At 40.8% G+C, this 26449-nt stretch carries 25 protein-coding genes and 1 tRNA gene; 12 read left to right on the top strand and 14 right to left on the bottom strand.

Annotation, left to right across the window (positions count from 1 at the left end; all coding sequences use genetic code 11):
- Nucleotides 1-105 precede the first annotated feature (105 nt).
- Nucleotides 106-1323 carry a diaminopimelate decarboxylase gene (gene lysA / locus RM553_RS08705; RefSeq protein ID WP_311534529.1) on the bottom strand — a complete coding sequence of 406 codons (1218 nt, stop codon included), beginning with the start codon at nucleotides 1321-1323 and terminating at the stop codon, nucleotides 106-108.
- Between the two features lie 95 nt (nucleotides 1324-1418).
- The gene (locus tag RM553_RS08700) at nucleotides 1419-2603 is read right to left on the bottom strand and encodes an MFS transporter (RefSeq protein ID WP_311534528.1); all 1185 of its coding nucleotides are present in this window, start codon (nucleotides 2601-2603) and stop codon (nucleotides 1419-1421) included.
- 231 nt (nucleotides 2604-2834) lie between these two features.
- On the opposite strand from RM553_RS08700, the gene sucC reads away from it, so the two are divergent.
- Nucleotides 2835-4028, top strand: coding sequence for an ADP-forming succinate--CoA ligase subunit beta (gene sucC, locus RM553_RS08695; RefSeq protein WP_311534527.1), 1194 nt, complete (start codon nucleotides 2835-2837; stop codon nucleotides 4026-4028).
- Between the two features lie 192 nt (nucleotides 4029-4220).
- The gene (locus RM553_RS08690) at nucleotides 4221-4541 is read left to right on the top strand and encodes a hypothetical protein (protein WP_311534526.1); all 321 of its coding nucleotides are present in this window, start codon (nucleotides 4221-4223) and stop codon (nucleotides 4539-4541) included.
- Nucleotides 4542-4645: 104 nt separating this feature from the next.
- Here RM553_RS08690 and RM553_RS08685 read toward each other — a convergent pair whose 3' ends face one another.
- Both RM553_RS08685 and RM553_RS08680 read right to left on the bottom strand, forming a co-directional pair.
- Nucleotides 4646-5464 (bottom strand): MBL fold metallo-hydrolase, encoded by an 819-nt coding sequence (locus RM553_RS08685; RefSeq protein ID WP_311534525.1) that lies wholly within the window; start codon nucleotides 5462-5464, stop codon nucleotides 4646-4648.
- Nucleotides 5465-5601: 137 nt separating this feature from the next.
- Nucleotides 5602-6060, bottom strand: coding sequence for a GNAT family N-acetyltransferase (locus RM553_RS08680; protein WP_311534524.1), 459 nt, complete (start codon nucleotides 6058-6060; stop codon nucleotides 5602-5604).
- Nucleotides 6061-6176: 116 nt separating this feature from the next.
- Here RM553_RS08680 and treA point away from each other — a divergent pair, with 116 nt between their 5' ends.
- From treA to RM553_RS08665, 3 genes are read left to right on the top strand one after another with little or no spacing between them, the layout of a single operon-like run.
- Complete coding sequence (gene treA, locus RM553_RS08675; protein WP_311534523.1) at nucleotides 6177-7787, top strand: alpha,alpha-trehalase TreA; 1611 nt, start codon at nucleotides 6177-6179, stop codon at nucleotides 7785-7787.
- Between the two features lie 52 nt (nucleotides 7788-7839).
- Complete coding sequence (locus RM553_RS08670; RefSeq protein WP_311534522.1) at nucleotides 7840-8061, top strand: DUF1622 domain-containing protein; 222 nt, start codon at nucleotides 7840-7842, stop codon at nucleotides 8059-8061.
- Nucleotides 8062-8072: 11 nt separating this feature from the next.
- Entirely contained in the window at nucleotides 8073-8207 is a 135-nt protein-coding gene (locus tag RM553_RS08665; protein WP_311534521.1) for a DUF1622 domain-containing protein, read from the top strand.
- A gap of 182 nt (nucleotides 8208-8389) precedes the next feature.
- On the opposite strand, the gene RM553_RS08660 is transcribed toward RM553_RS08665, so the two are convergent.
- Complete coding sequence (locus RM553_RS08660; RefSeq protein WP_311534520.1) at nucleotides 8390-8767, bottom strand: PH domain-containing protein; 378 nt, start codon at nucleotides 8765-8767, stop codon at nucleotides 8390-8392.
- Between the two features lie 171 nt (nucleotides 8768-8938).
- On the opposite strand from RM553_RS08660, the gene RM553_RS08655 reads away from it, so the two are divergent.
- The 5 genes from RM553_RS08655 (at nucleotide 8939) to mazG (ending at nucleotide 12377) form a co-directional block, all read left to right on the top strand.
- On the top strand, nucleotides 8939-10090 hold the full coding sequence (locus RM553_RS08655; protein WP_311534519.1) for a trans-sulfuration enzyme family protein: 1152 nt from the start codon (nucleotides 8939-8941) through the stop codon (nucleotides 10088-10090).
- Between the two features lie 21 nt (nucleotides 10091-10111).
- On the top strand, nucleotides 10112-10828 hold the full coding sequence (gene bshB1, locus RM553_RS08650) for a bacillithiol biosynthesis deacetylase BshB1 (RefSeq protein WP_311534518.1): 717 nt from the start codon (nucleotides 10112-10114) through the stop codon (nucleotides 10826-10828).
- A gap of 61 nt (nucleotides 10829-10889) precedes the next feature.
- A tRNA-His gene (locus tag RM553_RS08645) sits at nucleotides 10890-10965 on the top strand.
- Nucleotides 10966-11130: 165 nt separating this feature from the next.
- Nucleotides 11131-11529, top strand: coding sequence for a lipocalin family protein (locus tag RM553_RS08640; protein ID WP_311534517.1), 399 nt, complete (start codon nucleotides 11131-11133; stop codon nucleotides 11527-11529).
- Between the two features lie 74 nt (nucleotides 11530-11603).
- Nucleotides 11604-12377, top strand: coding sequence for a nucleoside triphosphate pyrophosphohydrolase (gene mazG, locus RM553_RS08635; RefSeq protein ID WP_311534516.1), 774 nt, complete (start codon nucleotides 11604-11606; stop codon nucleotides 12375-12377).
- 80 nt (nucleotides 12378-12457) lie between these two features.
- Here mazG and RM553_RS08630 read toward each other — a convergent pair whose 3' ends face one another.
- The 8 genes from RM553_RS08630 to RM553_RS08595 all read right to left on the bottom strand — a co-directional run bounded on the left by RM553_RS08630 (nucleotide 12458) and on the right by RM553_RS08595 (nucleotide 23048).
- Nucleotides 12458-13084 carry a class I SAM-dependent methyltransferase gene (locus RM553_RS08630; RefSeq protein ID WP_311534515.1) on the bottom strand — a complete coding sequence of 209 codons (627 nt, stop codon included), beginning with the start codon at nucleotides 13082-13084 and terminating at the stop codon, nucleotides 12458-12460.
- Nucleotides 13085-13094: 10 nt separating this feature from the next.
- Nucleotides 13095-15527 (bottom strand): DUF349 domain-containing protein, encoded by a 2433-nt coding sequence (locus RM553_RS08625; protein ID WP_311534514.1) that lies wholly within the window; start codon nucleotides 15525-15527, stop codon nucleotides 13095-13097.
- Nucleotides 15528-15638: 111 nt separating this feature from the next.
- Entirely contained in the window at nucleotides 15639-16370 is a 732-nt protein-coding gene (locus RM553_RS08620; RefSeq protein ID WP_311534513.1) for a shikimate dehydrogenase family protein, read from the bottom strand.
- Entirely contained in the window at nucleotides 16367-17377 is a 1011-nt protein-coding gene (locus tag RM553_RS08615) for a DUF368 domain-containing protein (protein WP_311534512.1), read from the bottom strand. Before RM553_RS08615 ends, RM553_RS08620 begins: the two co-directional genes overlap by 4 nt.
- Nucleotides 17377-18303, bottom strand: coding sequence for a DUF368 domain-containing protein (locus RM553_RS08610; RefSeq protein WP_311534511.1), 927 nt, complete (start codon nucleotides 18301-18303; stop codon nucleotides 17377-17379). Before RM553_RS08610 ends, RM553_RS08615 begins: the two co-directional genes overlap by 1 nt.
- A gap of 259 nt (nucleotides 18304-18562) precedes the next feature.
- The gene (locus RM553_RS08605) at nucleotides 18563-19960 is read right to left on the bottom strand and encodes a tetratricopeptide repeat protein (RefSeq protein ID WP_311534510.1); all 1398 of its coding nucleotides are present in this window, start codon (nucleotides 19958-19960) and stop codon (nucleotides 18563-18565) included.
- A 104-nt stretch (nucleotides 19961-20064) separates the two neighbouring features.
- Nucleotides 20065-21246, bottom strand: coding sequence for an aspartate aminotransferase family protein (locus RM553_RS08600; protein WP_311534509.1), 1182 nt, complete (start codon nucleotides 21244-21246; stop codon nucleotides 20065-20067).
- The gene (locus tag RM553_RS08595) at nucleotides 21243-23048 is read right to left on the bottom strand and encodes an OstA-like protein (RefSeq protein ID WP_311534551.1); all 1806 of its coding nucleotides are present in this window, start codon (nucleotides 23046-23048) and stop codon (nucleotides 21243-21245) included. Before RM553_RS08595 ends, RM553_RS08600 begins: the two co-directional genes overlap by 4 nt.
- Nucleotides 23049-23374: 326 nt before the next feature.
- On the opposite strand from RM553_RS08595, the gene RM553_RS08590 reads away from it, so the two are divergent.
- Nucleotides 23375-24211 carry a ferritin-like domain-containing protein gene (locus RM553_RS08590; protein WP_311534508.1) on the top strand — a complete coding sequence of 279 codons (837 nt, stop codon included), beginning with the start codon at nucleotides 23375-23377 and terminating at the stop codon, nucleotides 24209-24211.
- A 37-nt stretch (nucleotides 24212-24248) separates the two neighbouring features.
- Entirely contained in the window at nucleotides 24249-25088 is an 840-nt protein-coding gene (locus RM553_RS08585) for a ferritin-like domain-containing protein (RefSeq protein WP_311534507.1), read from the top strand.
- Nucleotides 25089-25171: 83 nt separating this feature from the next.
- Here RM553_RS08585 and RM553_RS08580 read toward each other — a convergent pair whose 3' ends face one another.
- Entirely contained in the window at nucleotides 25172-26443 is a 1272-nt protein-coding gene (locus RM553_RS08580; protein ID WP_311534506.1) for an adenylosuccinate synthase, read from the bottom strand.
- Nucleotides 26444-26449: the final 6 nt, after the last annotated feature.

The following is a 26449-nucleotide window of genomic DNA, read 5'->3' as shown; positions in this document are numbered from 1 at the left end:
ATTAAAAAAGCCAGGCTTATGGGGGATTCCGAAGAAATATTTTCAAGATAAATATCTCATGTAATAACTCCTTACAAAAATGAAAAAGCTAATCTGATATTTATTTTAAAAGCTTTCCACACTCAAGTCTACCGGCACCTGGTGTTTTAAAAGATCTTCAAAAGTTTCCCTTTTCCTAATAAGATGGGCTTCTCCTTTATACCATAAAACTTCAGCAGGGCGGTAACGGGAATTAAAATTGCTGGCCATAGAGAAACAATAGGCGCCGGCATTGCTGAAGGCAAGAATATCTCCTTCAGTAATTTCAGAAATCCTCCTGTTGCTGGCGAATGTATCGGTTTCGCAAATATATCCCACCACAGAGTAAAAACGTGCCTTGGCATCGGGATTGGAAATATTGGTAATTTCATGATGAGATCCGTAAAACATTGGACGGATAAGATGGTTGAACCCAGTGTCAATTCCGGCGAAAACAGTAGAAGTAGTTTGCTTGATAACATTCACTTTCGCAAGAAATTTGCCAGCTTCGCTCACTAAATATTTTCCTGGTTCAAAAGCCAGTGTAAGTTCGCGGCCGTATTCCTTACAGAATTTTTCAAACCTGCTGGTAAGCTGTTGGCCAAGGTCTTCAATATCTGTTTCTATATCCCCTTCTTTATAAGGTACTTTAAACCCGCTGCCAAAATCTATGAATTCAAGATCTTTAAAATGCTTCGCGGCATCAAAAAGAATTTCAGAAGCATAAAGAAAAACGCCAATATCAAGAATATCACTCCCGGTATGCATGTGGATACCGTTAATATTCATGCCGGTATTTTGAACAATTCGCTGCAAATGCGGCATCTGGTGGATGGAAATGCCAAATTTGGAATCAATATGCCCTACTGAAATCTTAGAATTTCCACCCGCCATCACATGCGGATTGATCCTTATACAAACGGGAGTTTCAGGATGTTTGGTTCCAAATTGTTCTAAAATAGAAAGGTTATCTATGTTAATTTGTGCTCCCAGTTGCATCACTTCTTCAATTTCTTCAAGGGAAACGCCATTGGGTGTATAAATAATGTTCGAAGGATCTACGCCTGCTTCTAACCCAAGTTTCACTTCCTGTATAGAAACGGTGTCCAGGCCGCAGCCAAGGGAATTCAGTAGTTTAAGAATGGAAATATTCGAAAGCGCCTTTACCGCGTAATGAATACGCAACTTTTCAACATTAAAAGCGCTGGTTAATCTTTGATACTGGGAAATTATTTTTTCGGCATCATATACATATACCGGACTTCCAAATTCTTCGGCTACTTTAAGCAGGTCTTGATTGTTCATCTATTCTGAAATATTAGGTGGCAAAAATACAGGAGATTTTCAATTAATTACAAAGCTGAATTTCAAAAATAACGTATTTATACAAATTGTTATTTTTACGAAGCCGGTTCAGATCGCAATTCAAATTTTTGTGCATTCTGCTTTCTAATTCTTATCACCCCAAGCGCTATAAAAATACCGGCACCTGCCATAGCTGCGCCAACCCAATCTGCCGAGGTATAGCCGTAGCCATAGGCAATAGGCAATCCTGCCAGGTATGCGCCGGAGGCATTTCCCATGTTAAAGGCGCTCTGGTTAAGGGAAGAGCCCAACATTTCTGATCCCTTTGCGGAATTGATCACCGCCATTTGAATAGGAGTGGAGAGGCTAAAAGCCACTGTGGCGATAATGAATGTCATTACAAGTACGCCCATTTTATCTGAAGCCAGGTAAGTATTGGCAATTAACGCGATTACCATTAGCACAAGAGAAATCAAAACAGAATATATTGGGCTGAATTTTTCGGCGAGTTTAGCGCCTATCAGATTTCCAACCACCATACCGACTCCCGCCAGGATCATGGCGTAGCTCACCACGTCTTCAGGATGGCCGGCAACTTCAGTAATAAGCGGGGCGATATAACTGTACCAGGCAAAAAAGCCTCCCGTACCAATGGTGGTGAGTAAAATAACCATCCACAGCTCCAGTTTTTTTAGCACTTTTAAATCTTTTACAATTCCGTTGGAGGAAGGCCGGGAGAGTTCAGGCATCCAGAATTTTATACTCAGTATCGCCAAAATACCCACCACTCCAACGGCTATAAAGGAAACATTCCAGCTAAAGTTTTGCCCCAGATAGGTGCCAAAAGGTACTCCTAAAACATTGGCAACGGTTAATCCTGTAAACATAGTGGCGATGGCTTTGGCAGATTTACCAGGTTTTGCCAGTTGCCCGGCCACCACGGCTCCAATCCCAAAGAAAGCCCCATGAGGCAAGCCAGAAAGGAAACGGGAAATTAAGAGCAGGGTGTAAGAATTGGCAAAAGCAGAAAGCGTGTTGAAAACCGTAAACCAGAGCATAAGAAACAGCAATACCTTATGTGCAGGCCACTTGGAGCCAATTCCTGTTAGCAGTGGCGCCCCCACCACCACACCAAGGGCGTAAGCCGAAATAAAATGCCCCGCCTGCGGGATAGTAATCTCCAGGGCGGTAGCTATTTCTGGAAGAATTCCCATAATCACGAATTCCGTCATTCCAATTCCAAATCCTCCTATGGCTAATGCGATTAATGCTTTGTTCATCTCTCAAAAATTAAAAGGCAAAAATACAGCAGAATTCACCGTTTGAGGCAATTACAACTAAAAATCTACGATAACCTTTTAGCTGCCAGCCCGGTGGGAAATAGACTTCCTTTTCAGCAAAAGCAGATAAAATCTGCAACTGGCGCCGTACTTAATCAAAAAAGATTGGTACAGTAGTATTGTATTTGTTACTTTTGTTCCGCATAAATAATACAGAAGAAATACCTGATTATGAACATACATGAATATCAAGGAAAAGAGATACTAAACAACTTTGGAGTGCGTATCCAGAGAGGTATCGTAGCCCATAATGCACAAGAGGCAGTAAATGCTGCAAAAGAATTAACCGAACAAACCGGGACTGGCTGGCATGTGATTAAAGCACAGGTGCATGCAGGTGGACGTGGTAAAGGTGGCGGTGTGAAACTTGCCAAGAACCTGAAGGAGGTTGAAGAAATTGCAGGGAATATTATTGGGATGAACCTTGTTACTCCTCAGACAACTGCTGAAGGAAAAAAAGTACATCAGGTACTGGTTGCTGAAGATGTTTATTATCCTGGAGATAACGAGCCAGAAGAATATTACATGTCTGTATTGTTAAACCGTGCCACCGGTAGAAATATGATCATGTATTCTACTGAAGGCGGGATGGATATTGAAACTGTGGCCGATGAAACTCCTCATCTTATTTTTACGGAAGAAATAGATCCAACCGTAGGATTGTTGCCATTCCAGGCACGTCGTATAGCTTTTAATCTTGGCCTTAGCGGAACAGGATTTAAGGAAATGGTAAAATTTGTAATGTCCCTATACAAGGCATTTGAAAAATCTGATTCTTCTCTTTTTGAGATCAACCCGGTTCTTAAAACCAGTGATGATAAAATTATGGCTGTGGATGCCAAGGTAACTTTAGATGATAATGCGCTTTTCCGCCATAAGGATTATGCTGAAATGCGTGATATTCGTGAAGAAAACCCAACTGAAGTTGAAGCTAAAAGAGTTGGCCTTAACTATGTTGACCTTGACGGGAATGTTGGATGTATGGTAAATGGTGCCGGGCTTGCCATGGCAACAATGGACCTTATTAAACAAGCCGGGGGAGAACCTGCCAACTTCCTGGATGTTGGAGGTACTGCAGATGCCAAGAGAGTGGAAGAGGCTTTCCGCCTTATCCTGAAAGATGAGAAGGTAGAAGCAATCCTTGTAAATATCTTTGGAGGAATTGTACGTTGTGACCGTGTGGCACAGGGGATTGTAGATGCCTATAAGAATATGGGTGACGCTATTAATGTTCCAATTATTGTAAGGTTACAGGGAACAAATGCCGATGTTGCCAAAAAACTGATTGATGAAAGCGGACTTGGTGTACACAGTGCTGTGGAATTCCAGGAAGCGGCTGACAAGGTACAGGAAGTACTTTCCTAAGGTAAAAAAGAAGAAAATTTTATTATAAGCAAAAAGCTGTCCGGTTGGGCAGCTTTTTTTGTTTCAGTAATAGGAGAGGTGTAGCTATTTGCTGCTGCATTTAAAACTGTTAAAAAAAGAAATTACTGGTGTAATATTGTAACAATCAAATTGTTAAGCTGTCTTTATAATATAACCTCTTAATTATTTATTATGAAAAATCCGGTTTTATTGATGTTCGCTCTTGTTTTTAGCATTTGCAGTGCAACCGCAATGAGCGTAGACCCGAAGAATGATCGACAAATGGTGAAATTGGAATTAGAACAGCTTGTAAAAGATTATACGTTCGAATTAGAGGAAGCTGTTGCCACAAGCACGACTTTTACCATTAATAAGAAGAATGAACTGGTGATCTTAACCAAAAATTGTGAGGATGAAGCAATAAGGTACTACCTTAATATGCGCTTAAACTATAGAAAAACTGAAACCCCGCTGGACAAATCTGGAGAAAATAAAATTGCCGGTAAAAAATAGTCCAACACTTCATCGTCATTTGCAATCAGGAAACATAAAAGCATTAAAAAAGCTGCCCGCAATCAACGGACAGCTTTTTTTATTTCAGAAGAATGCGGTGGAGATTACTGATTTTCTCCCGCCGGTGCCATATCCGGATACCAGTCCAGGAGGACTACTTCAATATCTTTATTTTGCTCATTTACCAGCTCTTTAAACTTATCCACGTCCGCAAGTCCGTCCTGGCCCCTGTAGTGATAAGGATATACCTTTTTTGGAGCAAAGGCCAATACCCCATCTGCAGCCTGGTCTACCGGCATGGTGTATGGCAGGTTCATGGACACGAGGGCCACATCTATATTTTCAAGGTTTCGCATTTCAGGAGTATCTTCGGTATCCCCGGAGATATATAAGCTTTTTCCGTTTTTCTCGAGAACATAACCATTCCCGCGGCCTTTCACATGCATGGCATCTTCAGATTCGGGTAAATTGTACATGGGGATAGCCGTAATGCTATAGCCCATATGTTCGATGGTTTCGCCGTTATCCATAACAAGAAGTTGTTCGCTCATTTCAGCCGGCAACTGGTCTTTCACGGCCTGCGGAACAATAATCTTTATGCTATCCAGTTCCAGTGCCTGTAAGGTTTCCGCATCCATATGGTCACTGTGGATATCGGTGATTAAAACAAAATCAGGAGTTTCGGCTTCGGAAAAAGCTTCTGCCCCACCAACAGGATCGGTATAAAATACATCGTCTCCCCAATGGAAAACCGCTGTGGCGTGGGAAATTGGCTCAATGTCTACAAAGGCAGTATCCGATTCCTGCTCCATCCCGGCAGTTTCGTTAACTTCAGTATTTTCTGCCTCCATTTCTTTGTTTCCTTCATTCTTGCAGCCAGCCAGAATTGCTGCAAAGCTAAATAGTGTAATTATCTTTTTCATTCAGATTACTTTTATGCCCCCGGTTATAATTTTCCGGCAGCTTGTGGTTGAACTTTGATGTTATTCATTTAAAAACAGCGAATTAAACTATAAAGTTACATAACCTCAAATTGAAGCAGATTTAGTTTAATAAAGATTTAAGAAAGGTTCAGCTTCATTTTAATGTCGCCTCGCGCATAGGGATTGTTTTCCTCTATGGGAATCTCTTTAAAGCCGTACTTTTTATAGATGTAAATTGCGTTTTCCAGCTTTCGGTTAGAATAGATAATAAGTTGGTCCCAGCCTTCATTTTTGGCAAATTTCAGCCCATGCTCCATTAGTTTCTGCCCAAGCTTTTTGCCCTGGTAAACAGGTGTTACCGCCATTTTCGTGAGTTCATATACACCTTCCTCCATTTTCATGAAGGCTACGGTTGCAACAATTTTATGTTCATCTTTTACAAAAAAGATAGTTCCGCCGGGAGCTATAATATATTTGTCCGGGTGGCCCAAAACTTCCTCGTCATGTGGTTCTACCCAAAAATATTTCTTAAGCCATTCCAGGTTTAGATTTTTAAAATCTTCAGCATATTCAGGAGAATAAGAAAGGATTTCCATTGAGTATCAATTAATTTAATTTTTGGGCAAATTTAAAGATACTTCTGGTGAAATATTGGTAAATTCGGAAGAAAGGGAATATTTTATAATTAAAGCCATTAATACAGTCCTTTTTCATGAAAAACAAAAGAAACCCAGCCTATATTACCTGTTTTTTTCTCACATTTCTCACAGCTTGTTCTTCAGTTAATACGGTAGAAAAGAATTCAGCTACCATCCTGCCACCGGAAGAGTTATATGGAGGTTTGTTTTATGACGTTCAGAATAAAGAAATATTTCCCGATAGTAAGACCTTTGTGGATGCCCAGCCATTAAAAGAGGTAAGGGAAATTAGGCAGGAATATGAAAATTTGCAAAATAAAACCCCGGCATCGGTTTCTGCTTTTGTAAAGCGGAATTTTGATATTCCCGTTACCGGCGCAATTGTTTATAAAACAGATTCTTCCTCTATAAACACTCATATCAGAAAACTTTGGGAAGTGCTGAAGAGACCTGCAGATGATGAAATTTCCGGAACCCTAATTCCTTTGCCCAATTCATATATAGTTCCCGGTGGGCGTTTTCGTGAAATATATTACTGGGACAGTTATTTTACAATGTTAGGGTTGCAGCAGGATAAAGAGGTGGGAACCATTAGGAATATGGTCGATAATTTTGCTTTTCTTATTAACACTTATGGTTTTGTTCCTAATGGGAACCGCACCTATTACCTTGGCAGATCGCAGCCACCATTTTTCGCAATGATGGTAAAGGTTTTAGCTGAAGAGGAAGGAGAGGAGGTGTATGTGGAATATCTTGAGGAAATGAAAAGGGAATATGAATTCTGGATGGCCGGTGCATCAGATCTTTCTGCATCCAATCCCGCACACAGGCGGGTGGTGCTTATAGCTGAAGGTGATCTTTTGAATCGGTACTGGGATGATAAACCAGAGCCAAGGCCGGAGAGTTACCGTGAAGATGTAAAAACCGCAAAAGAAGCGGTGGCTAAATTTCCAGATCTTACAAAGGAAGAAGTGTATAGGAACCTGCGTGCCGGGGCAGAATCGGGTTGGGATTTCTCCAGCCGGTGGATGGACAGGGATGCTGCGGGAAATTTTAACCTCTATACTATCCATACCACAAAAATTCTTCCCGTAGATTTGAATTCGCTTCTTTATAACCTGGAAAAAACAATTGCACAGGCCTATGGGATTAACGGCAATTCTTCGGAAGCAGAAAATTTCAGAAAAAAGGCGGCGCGGCGAAAAGCTCTAATCCTGAAATACTTCTGGAATAAAGAAGATGGATTTTTTATGGATTATAACTTCCGCAGACATAAAAACACCGAGGTACTTTCCCTGGCCGGAATTTATCCTTTATTTTTTGAAATTGCCACTGCAGAGCAGGCTTCCAAAGTTGCCGGCAAAGTAGAACAGGAGTTTTTAAAGCCAGGAGGAGTGGTCACTACGCCTTACCATACCGGCCAGCAATGGGATGCACCCAATGGCTGGGCTCCTTTGCAATGGATTACCATAAAAGGACTGCGAAACTATAACAAAAACGGCCTTGCCAGTAAAATTAAAACTGGTTGGTTAGAAATAAATAAAGCCGTTTACGGCCGCACCTATAAGATGCTGGAAAAATATAATGTGGAAGATCTTACCAGGAAAAGTGGTGGTGGGGAATATCCCACGCAGGATGGTTTTGGCTGGACCAATGGTGTATATCAGAAATTATCCAGCGAATAAATTGGCTATTCCTGCATTTAATTTTTAACTTCAGTTTGCTGAAATTTATTTTATGGATGATATAGAACTTTATATTGAGTACACTGCTAAAGTTATTGAGGCTGCAGGTATAATTTCTATAATCGTGGGAACAGTACTGGCATTGGGAAAATTTGTCTTTTCCTTACAAAAGGGAGGGCAACGCTCGTACAGGTTGCTTCGGCAGGAACTGGGGAAAGGTATCCTTCTTGGCCTGGAAATACTTGTTGCCGGGGATATTATCGCAACCGTGTAACCGAGCCCACCATGAACAGGGTATTGGCCCTGGGAGTAATTGTACTTATAAGGACCTTCCTGAGTTTATCTATTGAGCTTGAAATTGAAGGAAAATTCCCCTGGCAACGAAAAGATTCTGAAAAGCGCCTGAATCAGGATTCGTAAGTTTTTGAAGAAAAGCCGGTTAAAAAATGGCTGAGCGATCCTAACCGGTCTTTTAGCTTTTTTTTATTTTCTGAAGTTAGGCGGATCGCAAGGGTGGGAAAAAATTATATCGTACATTTTCATAAGATAATTTTACTTCAGTGGTATCAATTTCTATCCGGCAGCGTCCATAGCTTCAGAAATTACAAGGTAAATTCAGCTAAAAGCTTTTGAACCTCGTAGATATTCACTTTTTTATCAAATTTCTTGGAGATAGAAGGTGTCGATTCCCCCGAAATCCAGATCTTCAATTCTGCATCCAGATCAAAACTTCCCGCAGTTTCCACGCTAAATCTTGTAATGCTTTTGTAGAGCACAGAAAAATATTCGGTCTTTCTGCCGGTAATTCCCTGTACATCAATAAGTATGAGTCTTTTATTGGTAAAAATAAAGGTGTCTCGGATAATTTTAAAACCGGCCTCAATATTTTCTGAAGGGATTAAAAGTTTCCCGTAATCGGCTTGCAGCTTTTCCTTATCTATAGCTCCGGCATTTCCTAAAAGGGAAGAAAGTATACTCATGGTTTAAAGTTAAAATTGATTTGGCTTAAATGTAAGAAAAAGGGCAGGAAAGCTTTCTTTTTAGTTAATATAATTTGAAACTAAGCCTTTATGTACGGGCAAAGCGGGCAGTTTAGGATTATTCTTTTTACATTAGGAAAAATTTTAAAAATCACGAATTAATACTATTTAATGGCTGAAAAATATAAAGGTATAAATACCATTTGCACGCATGTAGGGGAACTTAAGGACGAGCAATTTAAAGGCGCGGTTTCTCCGCTTTACATGTCTACCTCCTATGCTTTTGAAGATGTAGAGGTAAAGCGTTACCCGCGATACTTCAATACTCCAAACCAGGTAGCCCTTGCACAAAAAATGGCTGCCCTGGAACATGGAGAGGCCGCCCTTATTTTTGGAAGTGGAATGGCTGCGGTTAGTACAGCCCTTTTGGCGTTTTTACATAAAGGAGACCACGTTGTATTTCAAAACACCTTGTATGGCGGCACGAGCAATCTGGTGGTGGAAGAGTTTGATAAATTCGGGATTGAATACACGTTTACTGAAGATTATTCCCCTGCTTCTTTTGAAAAGGAAGTAAAGGAAAATACCAGGGTGATCTATATTGAAACGCCTTCCAATCCATTACTTACGGTAACCGATATTAAAGCTATTGCTGAAATTTCTAAAAAACACGGGCTGGTAAGTATGATTGACAATACTTTTGCCTCGCCCGTAAATCAAAATCCTATAGATTTTGGAATTGATGTGGTTTTACATTCTGCTACAAAATATATGGGTGGCCATAGTGATATCTTGGCCGGGACGGCAATAGCTTCGGAAGAGCATATCGACAAGATCTTTCAGCTCGCCAAAAATTTCGGCGGAAGTTTAAGCGATCATACTGTCTGGCTTCTGGAGCGAAGCCTGAAAACTATGGGACTTCGGGTAAAAGCACAAAATGAAAATGCCATGCGTTTAGCTGAATTTCTAGATCAGCACCAGGACGTAGCAAAAGTTTATTATCCCGGCCTTGAATCGCATCCCGATCATAAGGTCGCCGCTTCTCAAATGAAAGGATTTGGCGGGATGTTATCTTTTGAACTAAAAGAAGGCCTTGATGCCGACCTTTTTCAGAAGAAACTGAAGCTCATAAAATCATCAATGAGCCTTGCGGGAGTGGAATCTACCATTCTTTCTCCATCAAAAACCTCGCATGGGCTTTTAACGCCGGAGGAAAGGGAGAAGCAGGGAATTCGTGACGGATTGTTGCGTTTCTCCCTGGGAATTGAGGAAAAAGAAGACCTAATAGATGATATTGAACAGGCACTCGGGCAGATAAAATAAGCAAAAGGAAAAGCAAAAGGAATGAAATTAGATATTTTAGCGGTGGGCTCCCATCCTGATGATGTGGAACTGAGTTGTGCGGGCACCATTGCAAAAGAAGTGGACAGGGGAAAAAAAGTTGGAATTCTTGATCTCACCCGCGGCGAATTGGGTACCCGGGGTACAGCAGAAACCAGGGACAGGGAAGCGGCGGAAGCTGCAAAAATCCTGGGGGTTAAAATGAGGCATAATTTAGAATTTAGCGATGGTTTCTTCATCAATAACACTTCTCACCAACTTGAGATAATTAAAATATTAAGAAGATACAGACCGGAGATTGTACTTTGCAATGCGGTTGATGATCGGCATATAGATCATGGCAAAGGAGCCAAGTTGGTTAGCGATGCCTGCTTTTTGAGTGGATTGCGCAAGATAGAGACCATTCATGACCAGAAGAAACAGGAAGCATGGAGGCCAAAGCACGTTTTTCATTACATACAATGGAAGAATCTGGAACCAGATTTTGTTGTTGATATTTCCGGTTATATCGATAAAAAAATGGAAGCCGTTAAAGCTTATAAAACCCAATTTTTTGACGCGGAAAGCAAAGAACCTCAAACACCTATTTCCAGCAGTAACTTCCTGGAAAGCATAAATTACCGCGCCCGGGATTTAGGAAGAATAATTAATACAGAGCATGGCGAAGGCTTTACTGCAGAGCGGTATGTGGCAGTAGATTCTGTTTTTGACCTTATTTAAAATGGAATTTTTTCTTTGCGGAAATGTATAAATAACTTACATTTGCAACCGCAATTAAAATGGTGGTCGTAGCTCAGCTGGTTAGAGCGCTGGATTGTGGTTCCAGAGGTCGCCGGTTCGAACCCGGTCTTCCACCCCTTTTACAAGCTTCCTGGGAAACCAGGGAGCTTTTTTTGGGCGGTATATTCATCGGAAGTCCCAATGGATCATTCCTGAAAGTCGGAAGAATAATAAAAAGCCGTAAAAATAAATTTCTAACGCAACCTTTCTAATCCTTAAGTATCTAATTAAAAACAGGAATCATGAAAGTACTATTACAATTAAGCAGCCTCGCCTTACTTCTAATGATCTTTGGTTGTAATTCAGAAGAAGAGGAAATTACCGTTTTGGATGTAAATGTTCAGAACATTACCGGAACCTGGGAACTTACCGAATCCTATGTTAGTCCCGGGGGTGAGACTGAATGGAGACCGGTAAAAAACGGTAATATTTATACCTTTTTTGATAATGGAAAATTCAGTTCTTCCGGCCGCCAGAATTGTAGTGAAGGGGAATTTACCCTTGAAGATAATATTTTACAATTGGATTGTGAGGAGGAACACCTAAGCTGGCGGGTAGATACATTGGGTTCCAGGGTTATGATCCTGGGTGGTATAGGCTGTATAGAAGCCTGCCTTTACAAATACAAAAGGATAGATTAAACCTCGATTTTCTTCATGCTTATTTTCTCTTTCTCCCCTTCAAAATCTTATTTTTACGCTAAATAAGATTTAGCATGAATTCAAGAGAAGAACAGCTGAAAGCATTTGACCGACTTTTAACCATAATGGAGGAGTTAAGGGAGCAGTGTCCCTGGGACCGTAAACAAACCATGGAATCCCTGCGCCATCTAACCATAGAGGAAACTTACGAACTTGGGGATGCTATCCTGGATAAGGATATGGAAGAAGTGAAAAAAGAGTTGGGCGATGTATTGCTGCATCTTGTGTTTTACGCTAAAATAGGTAGTGAAACCAATGATTTTGATATTGCCGATGTGGCGAATTCTATCTGTGAAAAATTAATTTCCCGGCATCCGCATATCTATGGCGATGTGAAAGTTGCCAATGAAGAAGATGTTAAGAAAAACTGGGAAAATTTAAAGCTGAAAGAGGGGAAAAAGAGTGTTTTGGAAGGTGTTCCCCGCTCCTTACCGGCAATGGTAAAAGCCAACAGGATCCAGGATAAGGTGGCAGGTGTGGGATTTGACTGGGAAGAGCCGCAGCAGGTTTTTGAAAAACTGCAGGAGGAGCTTGGAGAATTGCAGCATGAGGTAAACGCCAATAACAGGGATGAAATAGAAGCCGAATTTGGGGATGTTTTGTTCTCGATGATTAATTATGCCCGTTTTCTAAAGGTAAACCCTGAAAATGCGCTGGAAAGAACGAACAAGAAATTTATAAAACGCTTTCAGTATCTTGAAGAAAAAGCCAAAGAGAAAAACAAGGCCTTAAAAGATATGACGCTGGCAGAAATGGACGTGTTCTGGAATGAAGCGAAAAAGGTTTAAGGTTTGGAGTATCACTGATTGTAGTTTGATTTGGAGCCGAAATTTAAGCCATAACCTGTAAAGCGACAACTGTTAAATCACTATTTTCTAAAAACAATCAGGTCTTCAGAAATTCTTAATGAAGCAAAACCCATATTTTCCCTGATCCATTGCAGGCTTTCTTCGGTATAAAAAATTACGTGGGTATTATCATTTTTATAATACCAGTTTTCAAAATCTATAGCTTCAGAATAAAGGGAAGTTTTACAATACAATTTTCCGCCGGGATTTAACATGGCAGCCAGTTCCCTGAATTCTGCCGCGGGATAATGAAAATGCTCCATAACTTCAGAGCAAATAATAAAGTCATACTGCTGCTTCAGTAGATTTTTGTCATTCTTAAAGAAATAATCATACAGGGCGACATTATATTCTTTGCTTTGCAACTGGTTTGCAATAACCGGCCCTGTTCCGCAGCCGTAATCAAGGCCGCTGGCTTCTTTGGGAAAATCTTCTAGGATAGCATTGGTTATGGGTGCGGTAAACCTGATGTAATGCAGATCGGCAACATCGTTATTGTGCCTGAGATAGCGGTTTTTTTCGTCTTCAGCAGGAAGGTAACATTGGGGGAGAAGTAAAACAGCTTTGCAGTTTTTACAGCGGGCGTATTCTATTTCCTTCCACTTGTGGAAAGGCCTGGTTCTCCCATTGCATAAACTGCAAAGCATCTAACAATTTTTAATACAGGTTTTTTACCTTTTTTAATTTCTTTTTCCAGACTTCCAACTGTGCTTTATGGTCGTTAATGTTTTTATGAACTTCCTGCACGAGTGGATTATTGTCGTCTACATTGGAGAAAAACTGGAGGTTATTTTCCAGCTGGCGGATTTCAGCTTTTGTTTCTTCAATTTTTTTGGTGAGGAAATAATGTTCATTCCTGATCTGCTTTTCATCATCGGCATCATTAAGGCTTTGCAGCTTGTTTTCATACTTCATCATCTCGGCCCTGGAGTGGTTCACATCCAGTTTGCCAAATAACTGGTCCAGTATTTTATTAAACTTGCCTTCTATAAACCGCTTGTTATAAGGTACTCTTCCCAACTTCTTCCAGGCAGCAATCTGCTCTTTTATTTTCGCCAGATCTTCTTCTTTATTGCCACTCAGTTCCAAAGCCTTTAGTTTATCCAAAATTTCTTTTTTCTGTTCAAAAGCTTCAGATTCTTCTTTGTTTTCTTCGTTTCTGCTGGCGTGCAGCCTGTCAAAATAATGATTACAGGCAGCTTTAAACTGCTTCCAAACCTTATCGCTGTCCTTTCGGGGAACATGCCCGATCTTTTTCCAGTCTGCCTGGATTTTTTTCATTAACGGGGTTACGGTCTTAAAATCGTCACTTTCCTTATTGTCTTCCGCGATTTTAATGAGCTCCTTCTTCTTTTCCAGGTTATCGTACTGCTGCTTTTTCAGTTCCTTGTAAAAGGAATTCTTTTTACGGTTAAACTTTCTAACCGTCTGTTTAAACTCACTCCAGGTCTCTTCATTTTTGGAGCGCGGCACCTTTCCGGCTTTAAAAAACTGCTCCCTTAAAGCTTCAATTTCTTTAATTTTTTGTTGCCATTTATTGTGGCTGTCAAGATCCTGTTCGGCAATTCCCCTTATTTTGGAAATAATTTCCTGCTTGGTTTCCCAGTTTTTTTCATACTGCGCATCAAGCTGGTTAAAATACTCCTGGCGTTTATCGTGGATCTTCTTTGTGGCATCACTAAACCGGCTCCAGATGTCTTCCCGGTATTCCTTGCCCACCGGCCCAAGTTCTTCCTTCCACATTTTATGAAGCATTTGCAACTCCCGGAAGGCGCGGTTAATGTCTTGTTCTTCTGCCAGTTCCTCGGCGCGGTCTATAACTTTTAATTTCTGCTCGAGGTTGTGCTTAAAATCCAGATCGCGGAATTCCCTGTTAAGGTGCAGGAAATCATAAAAATTCTCTACGTGGTGGTGATAGGTGTTCCAGACCGTGTTGTATTTATCCCGCGGAATGGCGCCGGCCGTTTTCCAGCGATCCTGCAAATCTTTAAAATGTTTGTACGTGGTATTGATGTTTTCTTCAACATCAATAAGTCCTTTTAATTCTTCAATAATCTCCAGGCGCTTATTCAGGTTTTGATTAAGATCCTGCTTTAACTGCTTATAATAGCGGTTTCGCTTTTCCTTGTAATCAAAATAAAGATCGTTAAAGCGTTTGCTTAAAGGAGTAGAGTAGTGGAAGTCTATAATATTTCCCCCGTCAGCCAGAAAATCTTCCTTCTTCTCTTCCAGCTCCTCATCGAATTTGGCATTAAATTCGGTGCGGATCTCGATAACGTGTTCTTTTATGGCCTGTACTTTTTCCTTTTTCAGCAAAGATTCAAGCTCATTGGCGAGTTGCTCCTTGCTCATGGAATGGTAGTCCTTTTTTTCAATATCGTGGCGCTCACCGGCGCATTCGTCTTCGCTTTCTTCGGCAACCGCCTCGTCTACATCCTCCTGGTGAGTTTTTGAAGATTTCCTGTTTTCATCAAGTATGGCGCCACCCACATGGTCCACATCATCGTCATCATTACTGTCTTCGTCTTTCTCCCGGGAGCGGCTGTTTGCAGAAATGTCTTCTTGTTTTTTATTCTCCTGAACAAAAGCACCGGCAGTGTCATTGTCGGGATGAGGCTTTTCTTCCGTCTCTCCGGCATTCTCTGCCGATTTTGCTGAAGTGTCTTCTGCTGAAGTTTTCTTTTCCACATTCTCATAATGAACACCTTCAGAGAATTTGTCTTCATTGTTCTCCCTTGGCAGTTGCTGTTTCTCATTCTCCTTCACTACGGCAGCAGCGGTATCATTTTCCTGGACTTCTTCTTCTGCGGAAGCTGAAACTTTCTCTGCAGCCGCCCTTTTTTCTTCTTCTGAAGCAGGGTCGGCCTCAATAGCATCGGGTTTGGCCGGATTAAGCGTTTCTTCCAGGTTTTCAGCTTTTTTATCTGAATCTTTTGCAGCCTCAGAAGATGGTTCACCAACAGGCCCTGAAGCCTTAGCGGCTGTACCTTCCTTAGTATCTTTTCCTGCGGAATCTGAAGTGTTTTCAGGAGTGTTCGATGGGTTACCTGAAAATTCCTTTTGTTCCTTATCCTTTTCTTCTTGAGACATATCTTTCAATGTTAGCGTTCGTGATAATTATTATGCCTGAAAGATAACAACTCCCCTAAAATTGGGCAAGAGATTGGGTTTATTTGTAAGGATATGTTAAAAAAATTACTCTCAGGAATTCCATATTTCCCATGCCTTTTCAGCCTGTAGCCGAAGCATTTTTGAGCCGTTTATAGTCTTTGCTCCATTTTTGGCTGCCAGTTCCATAAATTTTGTGGTAGAAGGATTGTAAATCAGGTCGTAAGCCAGGTGTTTTTCTGTGAAATTCTCATAGGGAAGATCGGGACACTCTTCAGTACTAGGAAAAGTTCCCAGCGGAGTGCTGTTCACCACAATGCTATATTTCCTGAAAATTTCTTCGGAAAGATCAGCGTAAATTAACTGTCCCTTTTCCGGAGTTCGTGAAACGTAGCGGAATGTTATCCCGAGATTTTTTAAAGCAAAAGCTACTGCTTTGGAGGCGCCGCCTGTGCCAAGAATAAGCGCGTGAGAATGATGTGCTCTAAGTAAAGGCTTCAGAGATTCGCTAAAGCCATAAAAATCTGTATTGTGGCCGGTAAGTTTTCCGTTGCTTTCGATTTTAATAGTATTCACTGCGCCAATTTCTTCCGCATTTTCATCTAATCCATCCAGATATTTTATCACCGCCTGTTTGTAGGGAATGGTGACATTCATGCCTTTCAAATGTTTATTTTGCTTCAGTACATCAGGAAATTTGCCAATTTCGGCAATATCAAAATTGCGGTATTCAGCATTGATATTTTCCTTCTGAAATTTTTCAGAAAAATAACTTCTGGAAAAAGAGTAGTCAATATTTCTGCCAAGGAGCCCGTATACTTTCATATTTTTGAATTGTTCTTTTCATACCATGCCAGTGCAAGTACAATAGCGATTCCGGTTAAAATAAAGAGGATTGCGATCCAGGTTTCAGTATTGCCAAAATCAGGAAAATAGCGGTCGTAATTATCAATAATCTTATCACCACGGCTGTCTAACAGTACATTCCCCAGGGGGCCACGTTTAAAAATTTTTTCCTTCCAGGGCCATACCACTCCAAGGGAACCGGTAATAAAGCCTATTATTACAGCAAAAGTATCCTTTTTATAATGCTTTAAAACATAACCCAAAAGGTGGGAGAGAGAAACCAGCCCTGCCAACGATCCCAGTGTGAATACCACGAGCACCTTTAGAAGACGCAGGCGTTCATCGGGAAAAGAAAAGTCCAGGCTCAAAACATCGGCAATAGTATCATAAAGGGCATTTACAGAATCTACCAGAAGCAGTACATAATTGCCCATCAGAATTAAAATAAAGGAGCCCGAAAATCCCGGAAGCGTCATTCCCGAGACGCTTATTATCCCGCAGAAAAACACGAACCATAAATTGTCATTTTCTTTTGCCGGTTCAAGAAAACTGATAGCCGCGCCAAGGGTAATGCCAATAATCAAAAAAACAAGGCTTCTTTTGCTCCATTCTTCAAAATCTTTGCTGATGTAATAAATGGAGCCGATAATCATTCCGAAGAAGGAAGCCCAAACGTACAATTCAAAATGAACAATGAGGTAATCCAATAGTTTGGATACGCTAAAGTAACTTATAAGCATTCCCAGGATTAGCAGCCCCAGGAACTTACCATTTATATATTGGTAAAGGCTTCGAAACCTTCCGCCAATAAGCAGTTTAAAGGCTTTTAAATTTACTTTTTGAAGGGAATAGATAAATTCCTCGTAAAAACCGGCAACAAAAGCGACCACTCCGCCGGAAACACCGGGCACTTTATTTGCTGCTCCCATGGCAAGGCCTTTGAGCACCAAAAAAAATTTATCGGTGAAGGTCCTGGTTTGCTGCATTATTCGCTTAAAGGTTTTTGAGTGGCAAAATGTTCCAGGGCGATTATCAAAACAAAACCGGCAACCATAAGCGCAACAGCGAAAAGCATTTGCGGGTCTCCCGGGAAATTCCAGGGTAAAACCGAACTTTCCCTTACCACCATTTCCTTATCGCCAAAAGTTGCCGTTTCCAGCACCTTTTTCCAGGGCCATATTTTATTTAGGGACCCGGCAATAAAACCAGTTAGTACTGCCAGGGTAATTGTACTATAATTATTGAAAAGCCATTTTAAAAGTTTGGAGAAAGACAATAATCCAAAAACAGCGCCTACGGCAACAATGGCTAAAGTTTTGATGTCAAAAGCATGAGCTGCTTCTGTCACAGTCTTGTAGGCGCCTAAAAGCAGGAGGATAAAAGCTCCGGAAATTCCCGGCAAAATCATGGCACAAACTGCCACAGCTCCCGCGAAAAACAGGAATAGTGAACTTGAATTCCCACCCATTGGCGGAAGAGAGACAATGTAAAAAGCGACTCCGGCTCCTATAAGCAATGCAATGACGACTTTAAAATTCCACTTTGGGATTTGTTTACCAACAAACCAAATGCTGGAGAGTACTAATCCAAAAAAGAAAGACCAGATTAACACCGGATGGGTTTCCAGCAGGTAATTCGTAAGGCGCATTAGGGTAAATACACTAATAAGGATTCCGGAAAGCAGGGCGACCAGGAAAGATCCGTTAAGCTGCTTCCACATGCTCGAAAAACCCTCGGTCCTCCACACCTTCAGCAGCGACAGGTTTACACCTCCAATAGTAGCGATAAGTTCTTCATAAATGCCGGAGATAAAAGCTATGGTGCCTCCGGAAACTCCGGGAACCACATCTGCAGCCCCCATGGCAATTCCTTTTAAAGTGATGGTAAAATAATCTCTGAAGCTTCGCTGCATGCCCTTAATTTAAAATTCAGCCAAAGGTAAAAAAGTTAAAGGTTAAAAAAGTTTAAAGTTTAGGCTTAAATGGACATTATAGCAGAAAACTACAAGGGAAATAATGCTAATTGTTCATATTGATCCAGACCTGCAGGAGTATTAGAAGGTGCAGTGTTAAATTTGAATTTAGAAAAGTTTTGTGCAAAAAAGGCTTAAATCCTTAATTGTAAATTATTATTCCAAGATTAAAATTCAAAATAGATTCCAGGCTGCATTTTTATGAAGTTTTTACATAAGCATTAATGAGGTCTTTCACACTCTTTCTTCTGAATATTTTCGGGAAAAGCTCTTCTATAATAATATAATATTCAGCGTCTATTCTCAAGGCATTTTTAAGATGATAATAAGCTTTGTCTGCTTCATTTAAACAGAAATATAATCCGGAAAGCCTGTACTCGATTTCGGCTGTTTCAGGATAAAATTCCATAGCCTGCAGCAGATTTTGCACGGCGGTTTCAAACTCTCCCAATCCAATTAAAATATCACACCTTCTTATCCATGTTTCGAGCTCATAATTGCCTAATTCCAGACTCTTTTTATAGCCCTGCTCTGCTTCTTCATAAAAATTAAGCCGACTGTTGATTTTAGCGTATCGCTTCCAGTAAAGCACGTTTTCCTCATCAATATTAATCGCCTTGTTTATATAGTAAAGGGCCTTCTGAAAATTCAGTTTTTTAACGTAAAAATCGGTTATGGCTATCCATCCTTTATCCAGCAATGGGTCTTCATGAACGGTCTTGCGGTAATTTTTAAGCGCGAGGTCATCTGCTCCCAGTTTTTCGTAACATTTTCCAATGCGCAGATACGCAAAAGAAGTTGGGTCATCAAGTTTAAGGGTGATCTTGTAATTTTCTATAGCCTCGTTATACTTACCAAGCTTTTCCAGGACTTTGCCTTTTTCAAGATAAGCCCCCACAAAATAATCGTCGCTTATAATGGCAAAATCGAATGCTGCCAGTGCCTTGTTATATTCCTTAAGGTCAAAATATTGCTTTCCTACCTGGTGCCAGGCTACCTCGCAATAGGGATTTTTGTTCAGGTACATGTTTAGGTAAGCGATGGCTTCTTCTTTTTGTTCAAGAAAATCGAAGCAGTACATCACATTATACAAGGCCGAATAATCCTCTTCATCTGCCTCCAGGCATTTCATAAAGCTGTACTTGGCATTTTCAAAATCTTCCAGAAAAAGATATTCCATTCCTATAAGGGAATGCACATCGGCATCATCTAAAGTAATTTCAAGGGCTTTTTCCAGAACATCAATAGCTTTTTGGTGCTCGTCCCTCTTGGAGAGAATTTGCGCTTTCTGAATATAAATTTCTTCATTGGAAGCCTCCAGTTCCTGTAATTCGTCCAGAAGGCCATCGGCCAGATCCAGTTTATCTTCAAACACTAAAATCTCAACTTTAAATAATTTGAGGTTAGTAGAGGTAGGGTGTTGCGCCAGCCCAAGTTTCACGGCTTTTTTTGCTAATGCAATTTTACCGTTCTCCAAATAATAATGGATAATGTTCTCAAACTCGTTAGAGTCGAAGAAGAGGACATCATTTGTTCTTAACATTGATTCGAAGCGGGTAAGCGAGAAATTGTTTTCTTCGTTATGGCTTAATTGCATAAACAAGGTATTACGGGATTTCTACAGTATTAAAATTATAAATCATTACCAGCTCTCCGTGCGCAATTTGATATTGTTGTTAACAAATTAATCAACAGGGCTTGCTAAGGATTTAACCTTTTTAGAACGTCAATAATAATGCCACATCCTTCCCGGATTTCTTCTTCTGAAATGGTTAATGGCGGAGTGATACGAATGGCTCTTTTTTCAATTAGAAGCCAAAAGAGAATTAGCCCTTTTTCTTTGCACTGAAGAATGACTTCATTGGCGACTTCTTCAGATTTCATAATGGCTGCCAGCATAAGGCCCATGCCCCTGATTTCCTCAATAAGAGGATGTACAAGGAGCTCCCGGAATAATTTTTCTTTCTGAAGGGTTGCAGGCATAAGACTGGTCTCTGTGATCTCTTTTAAAGTGGCCAATGCAGCTGCGGCAATTACAGGATTTCCACCAAAAGTGGTAATATGTCCCATTTTTGGATTGTCGCTGAGCAGGTCCATAAGTTCTTCTGATGCTGAAAAGGCGCCTATAGGCATTCCGCCACCCATACCTTTGCCCAATGCCACAATGTCTGGTTCCACATCAAAATTCTCAAATCCAAAGAGTTTTCCGGTCCTGCCGAAACCGGGCTGGATTTCATCCAAAATCAGCAGGGCGCCAACTTCTGAACATCGCTGCTTTACTTTTTTCAAAAAGTTATTTTGCGGAAGAATAAAACCGGCACCACCCTGAATAGTTTCAAGAATAACCGCCGCTGTATGCTCCGTAATTTTTTCCAGGTCTTCAGTTTTGTTGAAATTCAGAAAAGAAATATCTCCCAGCAGGGGCCGGAAAGGGGCCATGCGTTCTTCCAGGCTCATCAGGCTAAGCGAACCCATTGTGTTTCCGTGATAGGCGTTTCTCGCGGCTATAATCTCAGATCTTCCGGTCGCCCTCCTGGCAAGTTTTAAAGAACCTTCAATAGCTTCAGTACCCGAATTGGTGAGATAGGTTTTACTAAGTTTACCCGGCAGGTGAGTGGCGAGAAGCCTGCTTAATTCTGTTGCCGGCTCCTGCGCATATTCGCCGTACACCATTACATGCATATATCTTTCAGCCTGGTCTTTAACGGCTTTTACCACTTTTGGATGGCAGTGCCCGAGGGAGCAGGCGGAGACTCCTGCCACAAAGTCCAGGTGCTTCCGGCCATCTGTGGTGTATATATAGGATCCTTTTGCTTTAAGCACTTCCAGTGCAAGCGGGTGCGGCGTAGTTTGCGCCTGGTATCTAAGAAAGTCGTCTTTCAATCTTCGTCTTCTTTTCGTGGTTTATTCTGCTGAAGTGTGGTGGCGGGTTCTGGTACCTGAAGTGAGTCCGTGGCAGACCGGGCAGTATTTCCTGAATTTGGTGGATTTTGAAGTGGTGCTTGTTCAGGTAATACATCGGTAGAATCCTGAGGTTTTTCATTTTGCAGGTCTTCCGGTTTTAACCTGGAATTTTCATTTAGCAGCAGATCGTCTTCTTCCCGTTCATCAAAAAACTCCTCCTGTTCCTCCGGAAGGGGAATTCCTTCAATTTTGACTAATTCGGGTGCGGGTTTTCCGGCAAATAAATCTTCTTTTGTCATTAATCTTTCCTCGCCCCGCCAGTTGAAACCTGTTAATTCCCGCTCGTTAACCGGAAATTCTTCTTCCGGGGTAAGGGCGCCATCCGGATTGGTAAAGTAATAGATGTCTTCAATCTTCCTGTTATTAAGCATTATTCTTATAGAACTGGAAACAGCACGGTTAATACCAATAAGTTCCTGATTTTCATTTCTCATGTAATTCAGCGTTTCAGTATTCTTATTAATGTCCACCTGGTAAATTTCGTTATCCTGGAAAAGGCCAACCAGCTCCATTCCTTTTACCTGGTTGTATCCTTTTATGGTGTCTTTTTGGATAAGAAAGGCGTTGTTAAATACCAGGAGCGAATCCAGTTGCTCTGTCTCCGGATTGCTTTTAAGATGAATGGTGTCTCCGGTCATTTGGCTTTCCCCGGACCACAAAACCGGACTCCTGCGTTTGGACACCGAGGTTACTGGTCCGGAATTCAGATTGATCAGTTTGGTAAGCCCGGTTTCCTGGTCTACATATATAGAATCACTTTTTCCGCTCATCCCGTTTTTGAAAAGACGTACATCGTAAAATCCGCGAATCACCCGTTTCTCAGGTTTCCCGGTAATCATCAAAGTGTCACTATGTATAAAAACTGAATCCTGATCCTGCAGCGTGGCTGCTAAAGGCCGTTTTGTAATAATAACCGAATCCCTGTCCCGGAAAACTTCCGCATAATGGCCGGTAACCACGCTGCGGTTAATAGTATCAGTAACCTTAATATTATTGGTGGCAGAAGCAAAATTCCGGCTCCTGTCAAAATAAAGGCTATCTCCTTCTACTATACGATTTTCATAGTCTATTCTGGAATTTTTGACAAAGTAACCTTCGTCAGCACGGGTATCATAAAATCCGCGTTCGCAGTAAACGGTGCTGGTTTCACTTTGTATTACCGTGGGGCCGTAGAAATAGGCATGGCCTGTTTCAGAATACATATCCATCTGGCTGGAGGTGATTTCATATTCAGGATTGGTAATAACTACTTTGGAAACGAAAGAATATTTGTCGTCTTTCATATAATAAGTACCAATACGGCTGGTAAGCACGTAAGCAGTGTCGATTACCTTACCGCCACTGCGATAGTAAGCCTGCTGCTTCATACGGTTAAAGAATAAAGTATCGGTAAGAAGAGTTGTTTGTGGCCTTTTCATTACCACATCCCCGCTGGCAAAGGCAAATTGGGTGGTGCCGTTATATTCAGCGTACTTGCTGGACATGCTTACGGTGTCGCCCTGGGTCATCCTAACATTCCCAAAGGCTTTAAAAAAATTAGCCTCATTGTAAAAAACCGCATTATCACACCATACTTCAATCCCCTGGTGGGTGAAATGCACCTGGTCTTCCACCTTACTTAAAATAATCGCACCGGGATATCTTTCTTCATTTTTAACCTGCCGGTCACTGGTATAATCAATTTGTTTAGCTTCCTGTGCATAAATAAAAGCCGATTTCATAAAAAGCAGGAGTACTAGAATGGAGAGAAGATTCTTCAAGTGGAAAATTTTTTGTAAAAATAGTCAAAATCGCCTTAAAAAGCAGATGTGCAAAAATAGGCAAAGAGGACACTATAATTTTCTAAATCAAGAAGCAGACCATTGCTGGAATTAATTCATAATCAGCAATAATTTTTTGTTAATAGTTTCAGAAGAAAAGACAAATATTTCTAAAAATTGGGAAATTTTAATATTCCTCCCATTGCTTTAGTAAAACATTAACTCATGTTTAAAATCTCTCTGCTGATTCACTTCGTAAGTTTAACCGTGAACTAAAAATTTTAATTATGAAGAAACCAGTTGTAAAGGTCGATTTTCAAGAGGAATCGCCAAAAAACGGAAAATTTAAATCCCGGAGGAGATTTATAAAATTAGGCGGCCTTGCTTTTGCAGGTTCCAGCTTTTTAATGTATTCCTGTAGTGAGGATGACGATTTTAATCCTGCAGGCCAGGAGCCTGACCCAATGGAGCCAGAAGAACCAGAAGAACCAGAAGAGCCGGAAGAACCTGCAGCTTTTGATCTTGGAAGTGGAAATATAGGTGTTTTTAACTACGCTTATGCTTTAGAACAATTGGAGGCGGCTTTCTACACTGAAGTGGTGGCTAATTTTTATTCTGGGGCTATGGATGTAGATGGTATATCTGAGGAAGAAACATTAACAGATATTAGAAATCACGAGGTGATTCACCGAGAATTTTTTAAAACTGCCATTCAGGGCTTAGTGGATAACGGAACGATTACACAAGATCAGATGCTACCTGAACTTACTTTTGACTTTTCAGGAGCTGTAGATTTTTCTAGTAGACAATCCGTTCTTGAAACAGCACGGCTGTTAGAAGATACTGGTGTATCTGCATATAATGGTGCAGGTAGTATAATTACTACTCCAGAATATTTACTTCTTGCCGGTAAAATTGTTTCAGTTGAAGCAAGACATGCTTCTGCTATTGCTGATTTATTAGAACCGAATACCACTGCGTTTGCTAGGGATGAAGTATTAGTAGCATTAAGAGATGGGGGAGATCCAGCTTATGATAAAGCACAAAATCCTTCAGAAATTTTACCAGCTGTTGTAGGACTTGATGTTATTGAGGAAGACTTTACTGCGAATGAGTTACCATAAGCTCAATTTAATTATTTATTAACTTTAAAAAACAATTATGAAATTTATAAAGCTTTTAGAAAATTTAGCTGATAAAGAATCTCTCGCGGCAAATACTTCCAGAAGGGATGCTTTTAAGCAATTTAAAAATATAGGTAAAGATGTAGCACTCGCTTCTATTCCGTTTGGTTTGGCAGCTACTAGTTCCAAAACAAAGGCAGCAACTGCTGCAATGAGTAGTGCGATGTTTCAGGCATCTCCAACAAATGTATTGAATTTTGCACTTACACTGGAATATTTAGAAAGAAATTTCTATCGTATGGCTTTAGATACAGACGGTCTGATTCCAGATGAACACAGGGATGTTTTTGCTCAAATTTCCAAACATGAAGACGATCATGTGGAGTTTTTAATGGGTGCATTAGGTGATGATGCTATTGCAGAACCAACTTTTGATTTTACCGGAAAAGGATTGAATCTTGATACCTTCTCAAACTATCAAACTTTTCTAGCCTTGTCTCAAGGTTTCGAGGACACTGGAGTAAGAGCCTATAAAGGCCAAGCTGGTGCTTTAATGGATGACGACGATTTGTTAACGTACGCTCTTCAAATTCATTCTGTTGAAGCTCGTCACGCTTCCCAAGTAAGAAGGATGCGAGGAGAGAAAGGGTGGATTGTTCAAAATAATACAACTATTCCAGATGCCTTTGCAGGTATATATGCAGGAGAACAAAATACAGAGCAAGGAGGTGTAGATCTTGCTGGAATGTTTGATGATTTTGGAGGAAATGATGCAATAACGGCAGCATTTGACGAGCCATTGACTATGGATGAGGTAAATGCTATTGCTTCCAATTTTATTGTAATGGATAGTGACGGTGAAGATAGCGAAGATTAGATAAAGTTCACAAAAACTGTTATGAAAAGGAAAAGGCTGTTTCGTGAGAAGCAGCTTTTTTTAATTCTATTATTTAGCAGAAATTAAAGCCTTATGGTTTGTTTTCTATCAGGCCCAACTGAAGCTATTGAAACCGAAACCTGCAGTTCTTTTTCAAGAAAACTTACATAATTATTAAATTCTTCAGGTAATTCTGAAGCTTCCGTCATTTTAGTTAAATCTGCCGCCCAGCCTTTCATTTCAGTATAAACCGGAGTTACATTCTCGGCTTCTATATTATAAGGTAAGTGAGTAATTTCTTCTCCCCTGTAATTATAAGCGGTACAAACCTTCAGAGTTTCAAACCCGCTTAAAACATCTCCTTTCATCATAATCAGCTGAGTGATCCCGTTTACCTGTACGGCGTATTTAAGAGCTACAAGATCAAGCCAGCCGCACCTTCTTGGCCTTCCGGTGGTGGCGCCAAATTCATTGCCCACACGGCCCATGGTTTCCCCGTCTTCGTTAAAAAGCTCGGTAGGGAAGGGGCCACTACCAACGCGGGTAGTATAGGCTTTAAAAATTCCAAAAGCTTCACCAATTTGTCGTGGTGCCACTCCCAATCCCGTGCAGGCGCCTGCCGCTGTTGTATTGGATGAGGTTACAAAGGGATATGTTCCAAAATCTATATCCAGCAAGGAGCCTTGTGCGCCTTCGGCTAAAATGGTTTTACCTTCTGCCTGTGCTTTTTGGAGATAATCTTCACTGTCTATAAAAGATAATTCTTTCAGCACTTTTACGGAATCGAAAAATTCTTTTTCCAGTTCCGAAAGATTATATTGAACATCTACATTGTAGAATTCAATCATTTTTTCATGCTTATTAGCAAGCGAACGGTATTTTTCTTCCCAGTTATCAAGTTCCAGGTCTCCAACCCTTAAACCGTTTCTCCCGGTTTTGTCCATATAAGTAGGGCCAATGCCTTTAAGGGTAGAGCCAATTTTGGCTTTTCCCTTGGAAGCTTCAGAGGCAGCGTCCAAAAGCCGGTGTGTTGGCAGAATAATGTGAGCTTTTCTGGAGATTAGCAGGTTGGATTTATAATCCACATTATGCTTGTCCAGGTTTTTTAATTCCTTATTGAAAATCACGGGATCAATAACCACCCCGTTCCCAACCAGATTAATAGTGCCGGGATGGAATATACCTGAAGGGATAGTATGGAGAACATGTTTTTGCCCATCAAATTCCAATGTATGGCCGGCGTTAGGCCCTCCCTGGAATCTGGCTATAATGTCGTATTTTGAAGTGAATACATCAACAATTTTTCCTTTTCCCTCGTCGCCCCACTGGAGCCCGAGAAGTAAATCTACCGCCATGAATAT

Source organism: Autumnicola tepida (assembly GCF_031846485.1).
GTDB lineage: Bacteria > Bacteroidota > Bacteroidia > Flavobacteriales > Flavobacteriaceae > Autumnicola > Autumnicola tepida.
The sequence above is the reverse complement of the archived record's forward strand: the minus strand, read 5'-3'. Positions and strand labels throughout refer to the sequence as shown.

Excerpts from the sequence above, each read along its gene's own strand:
- RM553_RS08640 (WP_311534517.1), top strand. The coding sequence starts at position 11,131 with ATGAAAGTACTATTACAATTAAGCAGCCTCGCCTTACTTCTAATGATC.
- RM553_RS08585 (WP_311534507.1), top strand. The coding sequence starts at position 24,249 with ATGAAATTTATAAAGCTTTTAGAAAATTTAGCTGATAAAGAATCTCTC.
- RM553_RS08620 (WP_311534513.1), bottom strand. The coding sequence starts at position 16,370 with ATGAAAGTATACGGGCTCCTTGGCAGAAATATTGACTACTCTTTTTCC.
- RM553_RS08670 (WP_311534522.1), top strand. The coding sequence starts at position 7,840 with ATGGATGATATAGAACTTTATATTGAGTACACTGCTAAAGTTATTGAG.
- RM553_RS08655 (WP_311534519.1), top strand. The coding sequence starts at position 8,939 with ATGGCTGAAAAATATAAAGGTATAAATACCATTTGCACGCATGTAGGG.
- RM553_RS08630 (WP_311534515.1), bottom strand. The coding sequence starts at position 13,084 with ATGCTTTGCAGTTTATGCAATGGGAGAACCAGGCCTTTCCACAAGTGG.
- mazG (WP_311534516.1), top strand. The coding sequence starts at position 11,604 with ATGAATTCAAGAGAAGAACAGCTGAAAGCATTTGACCGACTTTTAACC.
- RM553_RS08680 (WP_311534524.1), bottom strand. The coding sequence starts at position 6,060 with ATGGAAATCCTTTCTTATTCTCCTGAATATGCTGAAGATTTTAAAAAT.
- RM553_RS08690 (WP_311534526.1), top strand. The coding sequence starts at position 4,221 with ATGAAAAATCCGGTTTTATTGATGTTCGCTCTTGTTTTTAGCATTTGC.
- treA (WP_311534523.1), top strand. The coding sequence starts at position 6,177 with ATGAAAAACAAAAGAAACCCAGCCTATATTACCTGTTTTTTTCTCACA.
- RM553_RS08610 (WP_311534511.1), bottom strand. The coding sequence starts at position 18,303 with ATGCAGCGAAGCTTCAGAGATTATTTTACCATCACTTTAAAAGGAATT.
- RM553_RS08660 (WP_311534520.1), bottom strand. The coding sequence starts at position 8,767 with ATGAGTATACTTTCTTCCCTTTTAGGAAATGCCGGAGCTATAGATAAG.
- RM553_RS08605 (WP_311534510.1), bottom strand. The coding sequence starts at position 19,960 with ATGCAATTAAGCCATAACGAAGAAAACAATTTCTCGCTTACCCGCTTC.
- RM553_RS08685 (WP_311534525.1), bottom strand. The coding sequence starts at position 5,464 with ATGAAAAAGATAATTACACTATTTAGCTTTGCAGCAATTCTGGCTGGC.
- RM553_RS08625 (WP_311534514.1), bottom strand. The coding sequence starts at position 15,527 with ATGTCTCAAGAAGAAAAGGATAAGGAACAAAAGGAATTTTCAGGTAAC.
- RM553_RS08590 (WP_311534508.1), top strand. The coding sequence starts at position 23,375 with ATGAAGAAACCAGTTGTAAAGGTCGATTTTCAAGAGGAATCGCCAAAA.
- sucC (WP_311534527.1), top strand. The coding sequence starts at position 2,835 with ATGAACATACATGAATATCAAGGAAAAGAGATACTAAACAACTTTGGA.
- RM553_RS08665 (WP_311534521.1), top strand. The coding sequence starts at position 8,073 with ATGAACAGGGTATTGGCCCTGGGAGTAATTGTACTTATAAGGACCTTC.
- RM553_RS08615 (WP_311534512.1), bottom strand. The coding sequence starts at position 17,377 with ATGCAGCAAACCAGGACCTTCACCGATAAATTTTTTTTGGTGCTCAAA.
- lysA (WP_311534529.1), bottom strand. The coding sequence starts at position 1,323 with ATGAACAATCAAGACCTGCTTAAAGTAGCCGAAGAATTTGGAAGTCCG.
- RM553_RS08580 (WP_311534506.1), bottom strand. The coding sequence starts at position 26,443 with ATGGCGGTAGATTTACTTCTCGGGCTCCAGTGGGGCGACGAGGGAAAA.
- RM553_RS08595 (WP_311534551.1), bottom strand. The coding sequence starts at position 23,048 with ATGAAATCGGCTTTTATTTATGCACAGGAAGCTAAACAAATTGATTAT.
- RM553_RS08700 (WP_311534528.1), bottom strand. The coding sequence starts at position 2,603 with ATGAACAAAGCATTAATCGCATTAGCCATAGGAGGATTTGGAATTGGA.
- bshB1 (WP_311534518.1), top strand. The coding sequence starts at position 10,112 with ATGAAATTAGATATTTTAGCGGTGGGCTCCCATCCTGATGATGTGGAA.